We start from the raw sequence: 14,321 nt of genomic DNA, 5'->3' as shown, positions 1-14,321 counted from the left end.
TCTGCGTCGCCGACGCTGTATCCGCCGTGGTGAAGAGGGCGCAAGACTGGCGTGCAATCCGCTACTCTTGCTTATCCATCGAAGGAGTGAGCCATGTTCGAATCCGCGGAAATCGGTCACAGCATTGACAAGGAAACCTACGAGGCCGAATTGCCGGCCCTGCGCGAGGCGTTGCTGGAGGCCCAGTTCGAGCTCAAGCAGCAGGCGCGTTTCCCGGTCATCGTACTGATCAACGGTGTCGAGGGTGCCGGCAAGGGCGAAACGGTCAAGCTGCTCAACGAGTGGATGGACCCGCGGATGATCGATGTGCTCACCTTCGACCAGCAGACCGACGAAGAACTGGCGCGCCCACCCGCCTGGCGATACTGGCGTGCACTACCGCCCAAAGGGCGAATGGGCGTGTTCTTCGGCAACTGGTACAGCCAGATGTTGCAGGGGCGGGTGCATGGTCGCTTCAAGGATGCGGTGCTCGACCAGGCCATCACCGGCGCCGAGCGCCTGGAGCAGATGCTTTGCGACGAAGGTGCACTGATCATCAAGTTCTGGTTCCACCTCTCCAAGAAACAGATGAAGACCCGGCTCAAGGTGCTGCGCGACGATCCGCTGCACAGTTGGCGCATCAGTCCGCTGGACTGGCAGCAGTCCGAGACCTACGACCGCTTCGTACGTTTCGGTGAGCGGGTTCTGCGGCGCACCAGCCGCGACTACGCGCCCTGGCATGTGATCGAGGGTGTCGATCCGCACTACCGTGCGCTGGCGGCCGGGCGCATTCTGCTCGAAAGCCTGAACGCGGCGCTGGCCAATGCGCCGAAGGGCAAGCACCAGGGCAATGTCGCGCCATTGGGGCGCAGTATCGATCAGTTGAGCTTGCTCGGCGCGCTGGATCTCACCCGGCGCCTCGACAAGCACGACTACCAGAAGCAGCTGGTCGCCGAGCAGGCGCGCCTGGCCGGGCTGTTGCGGCACAAGCGCATGCGCGAGCACGCCCTTGTCGCGGTGTTCGAAGGCAACGATGCTGCGGGCAAGGGTGGGGCGATTCGTCGCGTGGCCGCCGCGCTGGACCCACGCCAGTACCGCATCGTGCCGATCGCTGCGCCCACCGAAGAGGAGCGAGCCCAGCCCTACCTCTGGCGGTTCTGGCGGCATGTACCGGCGCGCGGCAAGTTCACCATCTTCGACCGCTCCTGGTACGGCAGGGTGCTGGTGGAGCGAGTCGAAGGATTCTGCACCCCGGCGGACTGGATGCGCGCCTATGGCGAGATCAATGATTTCGAGGAACAGTTGAGCAACTCGGGCATCGTGGTCGTGAAGTTCTGGCTGGCAATCGACCAAGAGACACAGTTGCAGCGCTTCGAGGAACGTGAAGAGATCCCGTTCAAGCGCTACAAGATCACCGAGGAAGACTGGCGTAACCGTGACAAGTGGGATGTATACGCCGAGGCGGTGGGTGACATGGTCGATCGTACCAGCACCGAGATTTCGCCCTGGACGCTGGTAGAGGCCAACGACAAGCGCTGGGCGCGGGTCAAGGTGCTGCGCACCATCAACGATGCACTGGAAGCGGCGTTCGCCAGGCACAAGAAGTGACGCATCCCGTCCGCCGCGGGGCAGCCATGCCCCGCGGGAATGACCTGATGAATTCTTTTCCCGCCACTTTCTGCCAGCCCCATCTTTGCAGCCCTTAGACTTCAATCACCCCACTCAGGGCATTGATCGAGGACGCTATGCACATTTCTTCCGGACGCTGGGTCCATGGTCTGTTCCTGGCGCTGCTGACCGCGCTGCTGTGGGGCATTCTGCCGATCAAGCTCAAGCAGGTGCTGCAGGTGATGGATCCGATCACGGTCACCTGGTATCGGCTGCTGGTCTCCGGCGGCCTGTTGTTCGCCTGGCTGGCCGCCAACCGGCGCCTGCCGCCAGTCCAGCGGCTAGGGCGCAAGGGCTTGGGCCTGGTAGCGGTGGCCGTGTGTGGGCTGATGGGCAACTACGTGCTGTATCTGGTCGGTCTCAAACTGCTCAGCCCTGGTACTGCGCAGTTGGTGGTGCAACTGGGGCCGGTGCTGTTGCTGGTGGCCAGTGTGTTTGTGTTCAAAGAGCGTTTCAGCTTGGGCCAGGGTATCGGGTTGCTGGTGTTGCTGGCCGGTTTCGGGCTGTTCTTCAACCAGCGCCTGGACGAGCTGCTGACATCACTTGGGACCTATACCACCGGTGTACTGACGATCATCCTGGCCACCAGCATCTGGGTGTTCTATGCCCTGAGCCAGAAGCAGTTGCTGACGGTCTGGCATTCGCAGCAGGTAATGATGGTGATCTACCTGTGCTGCGCGGCGCTGCTGACGCCTTGGGCGCACCCGCTGGAGGCGCTGCAACTGACGGCTGTACAAGGCTGGTTGCTGCTGGCGTGCTGCCTGAACACCCTGGTCGCCTATGGCGCATTTGCCGAGGCTTTGGCGCATTGGGAAGCATCGCGGGTGAGTGCGACCTTGGCACTGACGCCGCTGGTCACCTTTATTGCGGTGGCGCTATCGGCCTGGGTGTGGCCTGATTACGTGCATGCCGAACAGATCAATGCGCTCGGCTATGCCGGGGCGGTGACGGTGGTGGCAGGGTCGGCACTGGTGGCGCTGGGGCCTTCGCTGGTGGCGGGGTGGCGGGCGCGGCGGGCCAGGGTGGCAGAGGTTCGCTGATAATCGGCGATGGCCTCTTCGCGGGCAAGCCCGCGAAGAGGCCCCTATCGGCTCAGGATCAGCCCTTGGCCCCCGGTGCCAGCATGTTTTCCGGGCGTACCCACTGGTCGAACTGCTCGTTGGTCAGGTACTTGAGCTCCAGCGCTGCCTCGCGCAGGGTCTTGCCCTCGCTGTAGGCCTTCTTGGCGATCTCCGCAGCCTTGTCGTAGCCGATGTGCGGGTTCAGCGCCGTCACCAGCATCAGCCCGCGCTCCAGATGGGCGGCCATCTGTTCGGCGTCCGGCTCGATGCCGGCCACGCAGTGCTCCTGGAAGTTGCGGCAGCCATCGGCCAACAGTTCGATCGACTGCAGCAGGTTGTGGATGATCACCGGCTTGAACACATTCAACTGCAAGTGCCCCTGGCTGGCCGCGAAGCCGATCGCCGCATCGTTGCCCAGTACCTGGCAGGCCAGCATCGACAGGGCTTCGCATTGGGTCGGATTGACCTTGCCCGGCATGATGGAGCTGCCTGGTTCGTTGGCCGGCAGGCGTACCTCGGCAAGCCCGGCACGCGGGCCGGAACCCAGCAGGCGCAGGTCGTTGGCGATTTTCATCAGGGCCACTGCCAGGGTCTTGAGCGCGCCAGCCAGGCTGGTCAGCGGCTCATGGCCGGCGAGGGCGGCGAACTTGTTCGGTGCGGTGACGAAGGGCAGGCCGGACAGCGCAGCGAGCTCAGCGGCAATGGCTTCGGCAAAGCCGTGTGGGGCGTTGAGACCGGTGCCGACGGCCGTGCCGCCCTGGGCCAGTTCACAAACTGCCGGAAGGGTGGCGCGAATTGCACGCTGGGCGTAGTCGAGCTGGGCAACGAAGGCCGAGATTTCCTGGCCGAAGGTGATGGGCGTGGCGTCCATCATGTGCGTGCGGCCAGTCTTGACCAGATTCGAGTGACGCGCCGACAGTTCTGCCAGGCCCGACGACAGCTCGGCGATGGCCGGCAGCAGCTTGTTGTGCACGGCCTGGGCGGCCGCGATGCTCATGGCGGTAGGGAAGCAGTCGTTGGAGCTCTGCGAGCGGTTGACGTGATCGTTCGGGTGGACCGGCACCTTGCCGCCACGGCCCTTGCCAGCCAGTTCGTTGGCGCGCCCGGCAATCACTTCGTTGACGTTCATGTTGCTCTGGGTGCCACTGCCGGTCTGCCAGACCACCAGCGGGAACTGATCGTCGTGTTCGCCGTCGAGCACTTCGTCGGCGGCTTGTTCGATCAGTCGGGCAATGTCGGCTGGCAGGTCGCCGTTGCGGTCGTTGACTCGTGCCGCGGCTTTCTTGACCAGCGCCAGGGCGTGGAGGACAGCCAAGGGCATGCGCTCCTTGCCGATGGCGAAGTTGATCAGCGAGCGCTGGGTTTGCGCACCCCAGTAGGCGTCCTCTGGAACTTCGACCGGGCCCAGGCTGTCTGTCTCGATACGGCTCATGCTGCGCTCACTCCTTTGTTCAGTCAGAAGTCGCAGTTTAGGCCCTGATCCACCCGGGCGGTCAATCGCTCGTCTTCCCACTTGAGCACAGTGCCCATCGCGGCGCAGAATGCTCTACTCTGAGGTATCCGCCTCACCCTCTCATGAAGGAATTGCAATGACCCGCCTCCGTGTCCTCTTTGCCGCCGTCGCCCTGGCCTGTGCCAGCGGCCAGGTCCTCGCCGCAACTGCCAGCCACAACGCCGCCGCCGAGAAGTTCCTGACCCTGGCCAATGCCGACAAGCTGGGCACCCCGGTGTACATGCAGGTCCAGCAGATGTTCGCCCAGCGCTTCGAGCAGACCAAGGCCCCGGCCGCGAAGAAATCCGTGCTCGACAGCTACCAGGCCAAGGCCAACGCCGCCCTGGACAATGCCATTGGCTGGAAGAAGCTCAAGCCGCAGATGGTCAACCTGTACACCGCGACCTTCACCGAGCAGGAGCTCAACGACCTGGTCAAGTTCTACGAGTCGCCGCTGGGCAAGAAAGTCCTGCGCGAAATGCCCAAGGTCACCCAGCAGTCGGCCCAGCTGACCCAGCAGAGCCTGGAGCCTGCAGTGCCGGTGGTGAACAAGCTGCTGGACGACATGACCAAGGAGCTGGACCCGAACGCTGGCAAGGCCGCCGCTCCAGCGAAGAAGTGAGCCTGAATCGATGAGCATGCAACAACGCATCGAGCAGCAACTGGCAGCGCTTGGCGATCAGCACCTGCAGGTGCTGAATGAAAGCCACATGCACAGTCGTGGGCAGGAGACGCACTACAAGGCGGTGCTGGTCAGCGAACAGTTCGCCGGCCTGAACAGCGTCAAGCGTCACCAGAAGGTCTACGCCACCATGGGCGAGCTGATGGGCGAGATTCATGCCCTGGCCATCCACACCTACACGCCCGAAGAATGGGCGCAGGTAGGGGCGGCGCCGGCCTCGCCGGTGTGTGCCGGCGGCGGGCACTGAAACCTGTCCGTCGTTCTGGTAGAATCCGCTTCATCCGGGGGCCGCTTTGCGGCCCCCGTGTTTTTTGTCAAACCCGGTCCGCCCCTTACGAGGGCAACCACCTGGAGATACAGATTCATGTCCCAACCGATCGTCGTGGCGGCGCTCTATAAGTTCGTCACCCTCGAAGACTACCTCGACCTGCGCGAGCCATTGTTGAAAACCCTGCAGGACAACGACGTCAAAGGCACTTTGCTGCTGGCGCTCGAGGGTATCAATGGCACGGTCTCCGGTACCCGTGAAGGTATCGACGGCCTGCTGGCCTGGCTGCGCAACGACCCGCGCCTGGCGGATGTCGACCATAAAGAGTCGTACTGCGACGAGCAGCCGTTCTACCGCACCAAGGTCAAGCTCAAGAAAGAGATCGTCACCCTCGGCGTGCCGGGCGTCGACCCCAACAAGCAGGTCGGCACCTATGTCGAACCCAAGGACTGGAACGCGCTGATCAGCGACCCCGAAGTGCTGCTGATCGACACCCGCAATGACTATGAAGTGGCCATCGGCACCTTCAAGGGCGCCATCGATCCGAAGACCGAGACCTTCCGCGAGTTTCCCGACTACATCAAGGCCAACTTCGACCCGAGCAGACACAAGAAGGTCGCGATGTTCTGCACCGGCGGCATTCGTTGTGAAAAAGCGTCCAGCTACATGCTCGGTGAAGGCTTCGAGGAGGTCTATCATCTTAAGGGTGGGGTCCTGAAATACTTCGAGGAAGTGCCTCAGGAAGAAAGCCTCTGGGACGGCGACTGCTTCGTCTTCGACAACCGCGTCACGGTGCGTCACGACCTGTCCGAGGGCGAGTACGACCAGTGCCATGCCTGCCGCCATCCGATCAATGCGGATGACCGTGCGTCCGAGCATTATTCGCCCGGGGTGAGCTGCCCGCATTGCTGGGACACCCTGAGCGAGAAGACCCGGCGCAGCGCCATCGACCGCCAGAAGCAGATCGAGTTGGCCAAGGCGCGCAACTTGCCGCACCCGATCGGTTACAACTACAAAGCCGAGGCCTGATGCATGACTGCACGCCTGCTCTATGTGATGGACCCGATGTGTTCCTGGTGCTGGGGCTTCGCTCCCGTGGCCGAGGCGTTGATCGCCCAGGCGCGGGATGCCGGTGTGCCGACGCGCCTGGTGGTGGGTGGCCTGCGCAGCGGTAGCAGCGCGTTGGATAGCTCGACGCGCAAGTACATCCTCGAGCATTGGCAGGCGGTCGCCGAGTCCACCGGTCAAGCGTTTCGCTTCGAGGGCGCCATGCCTGACGGGTTCGTCTATGACACCGAGCCGGCCTGCCGCGCCTTGGTCACGGCGCGTGAGCTCGATGCCGAGCGCGGTTGGGCGCTGCTCAAGCTGATCCAGGGCGCGTTCTACGAACAGGGCTTGGATGTCACCCGTGCCCCGCAACTGGTGGACCTGGCCGAGCAGGCAGGCTTCGACCGCGAACGGTTTTCTGCAGCGTTCGCAAGCGTCGAGACCCGCACGACCACGACAGCCGACTTTGCCTGGGTTCAGGACCTGGGTATCGCCGGCTTCCCGACCCTGCTGGCCGAGCGCAATGGTCAACTGGCCCTGCTGACCAACGGCTATCAGCCGCTCGATCGCCTGCAGCCGTTGCTGGGCCGCTGGCTGCAGCAGGCCGCCTGTGCTTGATCTGCCAGGGTCTAGCGACCCTGTGCCGGGGAAGCCCCCCGTCGCGCACGATCGTCTGAGCTGGGCGGAAATCCGCCGCCTGGCGCTGCACCACAAGAAGGCCTTGTGGACTGCCAACCTGGTTGCCGTGCTTGCCGCCCTCTGCAGCGTGCCGATTCCCTTGCTGCTGCCCTTGCTGGTCGATGAAGTGCTGCTGGGCCATGGCGACGCTGCCTTGAAATGGATGAACCAGTTCCTGCCGAGCCAATGGCAGGTGGCAGCCGGTTATATCGGCTTGATGCTGGTTGCGACCCTCAGCCTGCGCCTGGCCTCGCTGGCCTTCGGTGTGATCCAGGCCAGGCAGTTCGCCGGGCTGGCCAAGGATATCGTGTACCGCTTGCGAATCCGCCTGATCGAGCGGCTCAAGCGGATCTCGCTCAAGGAGTATGAAAGCCTGGGCAGTGGCACGGTCACTACGCATCTGGTCACCGACCTGGATACCCTGGACAAGTTCGTCGGTGAAACCCTCAGCCGCTTCCTGGTGGCCATGCTGACGCTTACCGGGACTGCGGCGATCCTTATCTGGATGCACTGGAAGCTCGCGCTGCTGATCCTGCTGTTCAACCCGTTGGTGATCTATTTCACCGTGCAGTTGGGCAAGCGGGTCAAGCACCTGAAGAAGCTCGAGAACGACAGTACCGGACGTTTTACCCAGGCGCTGAGCGAGACCCTCGACGCCATCCAGGAAATCCGCGCAAGCAACCGCCAGGGCTATTTCCTTGGGCGCCTGGGAGTACGTGCCCGGGAAGTGCGTGACTATGCGGTGGCCTCGCAGTGGAAGAGCGACGCCAGTGGTCGGGCCAGCGGTCTGCTGTTCCAGTTCGGTATCGACATTTTCCGTGCTGCGGCGATGCTCACGGTGTTGTTCTCCGACCTGTCGATCGGGCAGATGCTGGCTGTGTTCAGTTACCTGTGGTTCATGATCGGCCCGGTGGAACAGTTGCTCAACCTGCAGTACGCCTATTACGCGGCCGGTGGTGCGCTGAGCCGGCTCAACGAGTTGCTGTCGCGAGAGGACGAACCGCAGTATCCGGCCGCCTGTGATCCGTTCGCTGGGCACGCGACGGTGGGTATCGAGGTGCGCGACCTGCGCTTCGCCTATGCCGATGAGCCGGTGCTCGATCACCTGGACCTGTCCATCGCTCCGGGCGAAAAGGTGGCTATCGTCGGTGCCAGCGGCGGCGGCAAGAGCACGCTGGTTCAGCTGCTGCTGGGGTTGTACAGCGCCCAGGCCGGGACCATTCGCTTTGGCGGTGCCAGCCTTCAGGAGATCGGCCTGGAGACCCTGCGCGAACATGTCGCGGTGGTGCTGCAGCATCCATCGTTGTTCAACGACAGTGTGCGCGCCAACCTGACCATGGGCCGCGAGTGCAGTGACGACGCCTGTTGGCAGGCGCTGCGCATTGCCCAGCTCGATGCCACCATCGCCGCGCTGCCGCAGGGATTGGACAGTGTGGTGGGGCGCTCTGGTGTGCGCCTGTCCGGGGGCCAGCGTCAACGCCTGGCGATTGCCCGCATGGTACTGGCCGAGCCGAAGGTGGTGATTCTCGACGAGGCCACCTCGGCCCTCGATGCGGCCACCGAATACAACCTCCATCAGGCCCTGGCGCGCTTCCTCAGCGGCCGCACCACCCTGATCATTGCCCATCGCCTGTCAGCGGTGAAACAGGCTGATCGGGTTCTGGTATTCGACGGCGGTCATGTGGCCGAAGACGGCGGCCACCAGCAGCTCATCGCCGAAGGCGGGTTGTACGCCAAGCTGTATGGGCACCTGCAACAGTCCTGATCGGGCGGTGCATCAATAGGTGCAGTGGCTGCGACAAAAAGCTCCGCGCAGTTATGGCAAATGGCCTACGCTGTGCTTGTCTGGGTCGATTCGTGCCATATCCGCTCTGAGACAGGGACTACATGAAGGGAAATCGGACTCTCGAGGCGCCAAGGTTGCTGGGAATCATCTGGCCCTTCGTCGCAGTGGTGGTTTTCCAGGTGCTGTTGGGCAGCCTCAGTCTTTATTCGCTTTCGGCCATGCGCGCGTACGTGGCCGGCGAAAGCCTGTGGTCCAAGGCACAGAAAGACGCCATCTATTACCTCAATCTGTATGCCGAAAGCCAGGACGAACGCATCTTCCAGCGTTATCGCCAGGCCATTGCCATACCCCAGGGCGACCGTGAGCTACGGGTGGCTCTCGATCAGCCTGTCCCGGACCTGGAGGCGGCGCGGCGCGGGATCTTGCAAGGTGGTAACCATCCGGACGACGTCAACCGGATCATCTGGTTCTACCGCAATTTTCGCCAGATCAGTTACATGCAGAATGCCATCGGCTACTGGAACACCGGCGACGACTACCTGCGGCAACTGGACGGCCTGGCGCAGCAAATGCGCGAGGCCTTCGTCCAGGGGGTGGCCACTGAACGCGAGGTGGCGGACTGGAAAGCGCGTATCGTTTCGATCAACGAGGGCGTGACGCCGGCCGCCAAGGCATTCAGCGATGCACTGGGTGAAGGCTCGCGGGTGCTGCTCCGGGTGTTGATGGTCACCAACCTGCTCACGGCGTTGATTCTCATCGCCCTGGCCTGGCGCCGTTCTGCACGGTTGCTGTCCCAGCGCCAGGCGTTTGCCAGCGCTTTGCAGGTGGAGCGTGAGCGGGCACAGACCACCCTTGAGTCGATCGGCGATGCGGTGATCACCACCGATGTCGAGGGGTGCATCGTCTACATGAACCCTGCCGCGGAGCAGTTGACCCATTGGCAGGCTTCCCAGGCCCAGGGTTTGCCGCTGGCGGCCCTGTTCAGTCTGCTCGATGAGAATGCCGAGCGGGACAGCCTGACCCTGGTCGAGCAGGTACTCAGCGGCAGCCTCAAGGGCGGCGCCGAGCATGCCCGGCTGATCCAGCGCCTGGATGGCAGTACGGTGTCGGTCAACCTGGTTGGATCGCCGATCCACACCGACGGCCAGATCAGCGGTATCGTGCTGGCCTTGCATGACATGACGCAGGAGCGGCAGTACATCGCCAACCTGTCCTGGCAGGCGACTCACGATGCCCTGACGGGCCTGGCCAACCGCCGCGAGTTCGAGTATCGCCTGGAGCAGGCGCTCAACACCCTGGCCCGTCAGTCGGGGCGCCATTCGCTGATGTTTCTCGACCTTGATCAATTCAAGCTGGTCAACGATACCTGCGGACACGCTGCGGGTGATGAGTTGCTGCGCCATATCTGCGCCGTGCTGCAAGCAGGCCTGCGCGAAGGTGACACCCTGGCCCGGCTGGGCGGTGACGAATTCGGCGTGTTGCTGGAAAACTGCCCGCCCGACCAGGCCGAGCGGATTGCCGAGCACTTGCGCCAGACCGTGCAGAGCCTGCATTTCGTCTGGAAGGGAAGACCCTTCGTCACCACCGTCAGTATTGGCCTGGTACACATTGCCCAGTCGCCTGGCACCCTTGAGGCTTCGCTGCGGGCAGCCGACATGGCTTGCTACATGGCCAAGGAGAAGGGGCGTAACCGTGTGCAGGTCTACCATGCCGACGACAGCGAGTTGTCGATGCGCTTTGGCGAGATGGCCTGGATCCAGCGCCTGCATGTCGCGCTCGAGGAAAACCGCTTCTGCCTGTATGCCCAGGAAATCGCACCGCTCAAGCCCGACATGGGCGCCGGGCACATAGAGATTCTCCTGCGCCTGCATGACGAGAGCGGTCGGACCGTTCTGCCTGACAGCTTCATCCCTGCTGCCGAACGCTATGGCCTGATGACCGCACTTGATCGCTGGGTGGTGCGCAATGTGTTTCAGGTGATCCGTCAGGCGCTGGATGAAGGTTGCAGCCGGCCGCTGGCGATGTGCGCGATCAATCTGTCCGGTAGCAGCATTGGCGACGACAAATTCCTGGAGTACTTGCAGCGATCGTTCGCCGAGTACCAGATTCCTCCGCACATGATTTGTTTCGAAATAACCGAGACCAGCGCAATCGCCAATTTGGGAAGTGCTATTCGCTTCATCAACGAATTGAAAGGCTTGGGCTGCAAGTTCTCCCTCGACGATTTCTGCGCCGGGATGTCGTCATTCGCCTATTTGAAGCATTTACCCGTAGACTTCCTGAAGATCGACGGAAGTTTCGTCAAAGATATGCTGGACGATCCCATTAACAGGGCTATGGTGGAGGTGATCAACCATATCGGCCATGTCATGGGTAAGCGCACCATCGCCGAGTTCGTCGAAACGCCGTTGATCGAGCAGGCGCTGCAGGAGATCGGCGTGGATTTCGCGCAGGGTTATCTGATCGAGCGGCCGCAGGTGTTCACCTGTGGCAGCCTCCAGCGACAACGGATTGCAGTGAGGCCCCTGTTGCACCGGGCGCCAGGGACCTTCCGCTGACACCAATAGCCGTCCGGGAAATCACAGGGAATCAAGGAGCTGACAGTGATTGACGCATTCGTTCGGATCGGTCCATTGATGGACGCCAAGAGCTATCCCGACTGGGCGCAGAAAATGATCGATGATTGCGCCGAGAGCAAGCGCAAGGTGGTCGAGCATGAGGTCTACCAGCGCCTGAGCGACGGCAAACTGAGCAAGAAGACCATCCGCCAGTACTTGATCGGTGGTTGGCCGGTGGTCGAACAGTTCTCGCTGTACATGGCCCACAACCTCACCAAGACCCGCTATGGCCGAAGCCAGGGCGAGGATATGGCGCGGCGTTGGTTGATACGCAATATCCGGGTCGAACTCAATCATGCCGACCATTGGGTCAAGTGGTGCAAGGCGCACGACATTACCTTGAAAGACTTGCAGGCCCAGGATGTTCCGCCTGAGTTGAACGGCTTGAACGATTGGTGCTGGCGTGTCTGTGCGACTGAGTCCCTGGCCATTGCGATGGCCGCGACCAACTATGCGATCGAAGGGGCGACGGGGGAGTGGTCTGCAAAGGTCTATCCCGACACGGACTACGCGCAGGCGTTCATCCAGCAAGGTGACAAAGAGTCCAAGGCGGCCATGAGGTGGCTGGATCTGCACGCCGAGTACGATGATGCTCACCCATGGGAGGCACTGGAGATCATCTGCACGCTGGTGGGTGAGAACCCTTCCGAGGAATTGCAGGCGCAACTGCGCAAGGCAATCTGCAAGAGCTACGACTGCATGTACCTGTTCCTGGAGCGTTGCCTGGCAATGGAGCCTGTGCAGCGTCAGACCTTCAGCAAGCCGGTGTTGGCGGCGGGCTGATCAGGTGCCCGGCCTCATCGCGCGCTTGCAGGGATGAGGCCGGTGCAGTTGCCGGCGGTTATTGGGCGTTGAACGCCTGCCCGTTCACGCCGCTGCTGTCAGGGCCCATCAGGTACAGGTACACCGGCATGATGTCTTCGGGCAGCGGATTGTCCTGCGGGTTCTCGCTGGGATAGGCCAGCGCCCGCATCGCCGTGCGCGTGGCACCCGGGTTGATGCTGTTGGCGCGCACCGGCGCTACGCCTTCCAGTTCGTCGGCCAGGGTCTGCATCAGGCCTTCGGTGGCGAACTTCGACACGCCATAGGCGCCCCAGTAGGCCCGGCCCTTGCGCCCCACGCTGGACGAGGTGAACACCACCGACGCGTCCTCGGACAACTTGAGCAGCGGCAGCAGTGTGCTGGTCAGCATGAAGGTCGCGTTGACGTTGATGTGCATCACGCGCATGAAGTTGTCGCCCGACAACTGCTCCAGCGGCGTGCGCGGGCCGATGATCGACGCGTTGTTGAGCAGGCCGTCGAGGCGCCCGAACTGTTCTTCGACCATCACCGCCAGTTCGTCGTATTGATGGGGCAGGGCGGTTTCCAGGTTGAACGGGATCACCACGGGTTGTGGGTGGCCGGCGGCCTCTATCTGGTCGTAGACCTCGTTGAGGTTGGCCTCGGTCTTGCCCAGCAGCAGGACGGTGGCCCCCAGTGCTGCGTAGGCCTTGGCGGCGGCAGCGCCGATGCCGCGGCCAGCGCCGGTGACAAGAATGACCCGACCCTTGAGCAGGTCGGGGCGGGCGATGTAGTCGAACATTGAGAATTCCCTGTTTTTATCCCTGTGTGTGCTGCCAGCCCTTACAGCTCAGCAGCCGCACAACGCACTGTCGATCACCTTGCGCAGGTCCAGCGGGTGGTCCACCACCACGTCGGCACCCCAGTTGTTGGGGTTGTCCTCTGGATGAATATAGCCGTAGCGCACGGCTGCGGTGCGGGTGCCGGCATCGCGGCCGGATTCGATATCACGCAGATCGTCGCCGACGAACAGTACGCTGGCCGGATCCAGGTCAAGCGTCTTGCAGGCGAGGATCAGCGGCTCGGGGTCGGGCTTGCTGTTCTTCACGTGATCGGGGCAGATCAGCAGCGCCGAGCGCTCGGCCAGGCCAAGCTGCTGCATGATCGGCTCGGCGAAGCGTACCGGCTTGTTGGTGACCACGCCCCACAGCAGGTTGCCTTTCTCGATGTCGTCCAGCAGTTCGGCCATGCCCTCGAACAGCTTGCTGTGCACCGCGCAGTCGCGCTGGTAGCGCTCGAGAAACTCCAGGCGCAGCGCTTCGAAGCCTTCGGCGTCAGGGCTCATGGCGAAAGTGGTGGCGACCATGGCCCGGGCGCCGCCGGAGATCACGCCGCGGATCAACTCGTCGTCCACGGCCGGCAGCCCGCGTTCGGCGAGCATGGCCTGGCAGATGGCGATGAAGTCTGGCGCGGTGTCCAGCAGGGTACCGTCCATGTCGAAGAGTACTGCTCGCAGGCGCATGCTCATTCCTCGCGCAGGGTCTGGATCATGTAGTTGACATCGACGTCGCTGGCCAGCTTGTAGTGCTTGGTCAGCGGATTGTAGGTGAGGCCGATGATGTCCTTCACTTCGAGGCCGGCAACACGGCTCCAGGCGCCGAGCTCCGATGGCCGGATGAATTTCTTGAAGTCATGGGTGCCGCGCGGCAGCATCTTGAGGATGTACTCGGCGCCGATGATCGCCAGCAGGTAGGCTTTGGGGTTGCGGTTGATGGTGGAGAAGAACACCTGGCCGCCGGGCTTGACCAGGCGATGGCAGGCGCGGATCACCGAGGAGGGGTCGGGCACGTGTTCGAGCATTTCCAGGCAGGTGACCACGTCGAACTGGCCAGGCAGCTCTTCTGCGAGCGCTTCGGCGGTGATTTGCCGGTACTCGACCTCGACCCCCGATTCCAGCTGGTGCAGGCGCGCCACGGCCAGTGGTGCCTCGCCCATGTCGATACCGGTCACGGTGGCGCCGCGCTGGGCCATTGCCTCGCTGAGGATGCCGCCGCCGCAGCCGACGTCCAGTACCTTCTTGCCGGCGAGGCTGGCGCGCTCGTCGATCCAGTTGACCCGCAGCGGGTTGATCTCGTGCAGGGGTTTGAACTCGCTCTCGCGGTCCCACCAGCGGTGAGCCAGGGCCTCGAACTTGGCGATTTCGGCGCGGTCGACGTTGCTCATTGAACAGATCCTCTGAAAACTTCGATAAAAGGTGTCTCA

Annotated in this window: 13 protein-coding genes; 9 read left to right on the top strand and 4 right to left on the bottom strand. The window is 62.8% G+C overall.

The features are described from left to right. Positions 1-93 precede the first annotated feature (93 nt). Both pap and ACMGGG_RS16950 read left to right on the top strand, forming a co-directional pair. A complete protein-coding gene (gene pap / locus ACMGGG_RS16955) occupies positions 94-1,587 on the top strand; it encodes a polyphosphate:AMP phosphotransferase (protein WP_063545787.1) in 1,494 nt (497 codons plus the stop codon). A gap of 137 nt (positions 1,588-1,724) precedes the next feature. Beyond that, on the top strand, positions 1,725-2,687 hold the full coding sequence (locus ACMGGG_RS16950) for a DMT family transporter (RefSeq protein WP_414154100.1): 963 nt from the start codon (positions 1,725-1,727) through the stop codon (positions 2,685-2,687). Positions 2,688-2,745: 58 nt separating this feature from the next. Here ACMGGG_RS16950 and ACMGGG_RS16945 read toward each other — a convergent pair whose 3' ends face one another. Further along, positions 2,746-4,140: a class II fumarate hydratase gene (locus ACMGGG_RS16945; RefSeq protein WP_065862149.1), complete on the bottom strand. Its 1,395-nt coding sequence runs from the start codon at positions 4,138-4,140 to the stop codon at positions 2,746-2,748. 157 nt (positions 4,141-4,297) lie between these two features. Between ACMGGG_RS16945 and ACMGGG_RS16940 the strand changes: the two genes are divergently transcribed. The 7 genes from ACMGGG_RS16940 (at position 4,298) to ACMGGG_RS16910 (ending at position 12,062) form a co-directional block, all read left to right on the top strand. Next, a complete protein-coding gene (locus tag ACMGGG_RS16940) occupies positions 4,298-4,822 on the top strand; it encodes a DUF2059 domain-containing protein (protein ID WP_054893865.1) in 525 nt (174 codons plus the stop codon). 10 nt (positions 4,823-4,832) lie between these two features. Next, positions 4,833-5,129 carry a BolA family protein gene (locus ACMGGG_RS16935; RefSeq protein WP_054893866.1) on the top strand — a complete coding sequence of 99 codons (297 nt, stop codon included), beginning with the start codon at positions 4,833-4,835 and terminating at the stop codon, positions 5,127-5,129. Positions 5,130-5,246: 117 nt separating this feature from the next. After that, positions 5,247-6,179: a rhodanese-related sulfurtransferase gene (locus ACMGGG_RS16930; RefSeq protein WP_054893867.1), complete on the top strand. Its 933-nt coding sequence runs from the start codon at positions 5,247-5,249 to the stop codon at positions 6,177-6,179. A gap of 3 nt (positions 6,180-6,182) precedes the next feature. Beyond that, positions 6,183-6,815, top strand: a complete 633-nt coding sequence (locus ACMGGG_RS16925) for a DsbA family protein (RefSeq protein WP_414154099.1) — start codon at positions 6,183-6,185, stop codon at positions 6,813-6,815. After that, complete coding sequence (locus ACMGGG_RS16920; protein WP_054893869.1) at positions 6,808-8,640, top strand: ABC transporter ATP-binding protein; 1,833 nt, start codon at positions 6,808-6,810, stop codon at positions 8,638-8,640. Before ACMGGG_RS16925 ends, ACMGGG_RS16920 begins: the two co-directional genes overlap by 8 nt. Positions 8,641-8,762: 122 nt before the next feature. Beyond that, positions 8,763-11,219, top strand: coding sequence for an EAL domain-containing protein (locus ACMGGG_RS16915; RefSeq protein ID WP_151926278.1), 2,457 nt, complete (start codon positions 8,763-8,765; stop codon positions 11,217-11,219). Positions 11,220-11,264: 45 nt separating this feature from the next. Then, positions 11,265-12,062, top strand: coding sequence for a TenA family transcriptional regulator (locus ACMGGG_RS16910; protein WP_414154098.1), 798 nt, complete (start codon positions 11,265-11,267; stop codon positions 12,060-12,062). Positions 12,063-12,120: 58 nt separating this feature from the next. On the opposite strand, the gene ACMGGG_RS16905 is transcribed toward ACMGGG_RS16910, so the two are convergent. From ACMGGG_RS16905 to ubiG, 3 genes are read right to left on the bottom strand one after another with little or no spacing between them, the layout of a single operon-like run. Further along, positions 12,121-12,861: a YciK family oxidoreductase gene (locus tag ACMGGG_RS16905; protein ID WP_054893871.1), complete on the bottom strand. Its 741-nt coding sequence runs from the start codon at positions 12,859-12,861 to the stop codon at positions 12,121-12,123. Positions 12,862-12,909: 48 nt separating this feature from the next. Continuing rightward, a complete protein-coding gene (mupP, locus tag ACMGGG_RS16900; protein WP_054893872.1) occupies positions 12,910-13,581 on the bottom strand; it encodes an N-acetylmuramic acid 6-phosphate phosphatase MupP in 672 nt (223 codons plus the stop codon). 2 nt (positions 13,582-13,583) lie between these two features. Continuing rightward, positions 13,584-14,282 carry a bifunctional 2-polyprenyl-6-hydroxyphenol methylase/3-demethylubiquinol 3-O-methyltransferase UbiG gene (ubiG, locus tag ACMGGG_RS16895; protein ID WP_112898930.1) on the bottom strand — a complete coding sequence of 233 codons (699 nt, stop codon included), beginning with the start codon at positions 14,280-14,282 and terminating at the stop codon, positions 13,584-13,586. Between the last annotated feature and the right edge of the window lie 39 nt (positions 14,283-14,321).

This window comes from Pseudomonas sp. BNK-44-b (assembly GCF_047456245.1).
GTDB classification, from domain to species: Bacteria; Pseudomonadota; Gammaproteobacteria; order Pseudomonadales; family Pseudomonadaceae; genus Aquipseudomonas; species Aquipseudomonas machongensis.
The sequence above is the reverse complement of the archived record's forward strand: the minus strand, read 5'-3'. Positions and strand labels throughout refer to the sequence as shown.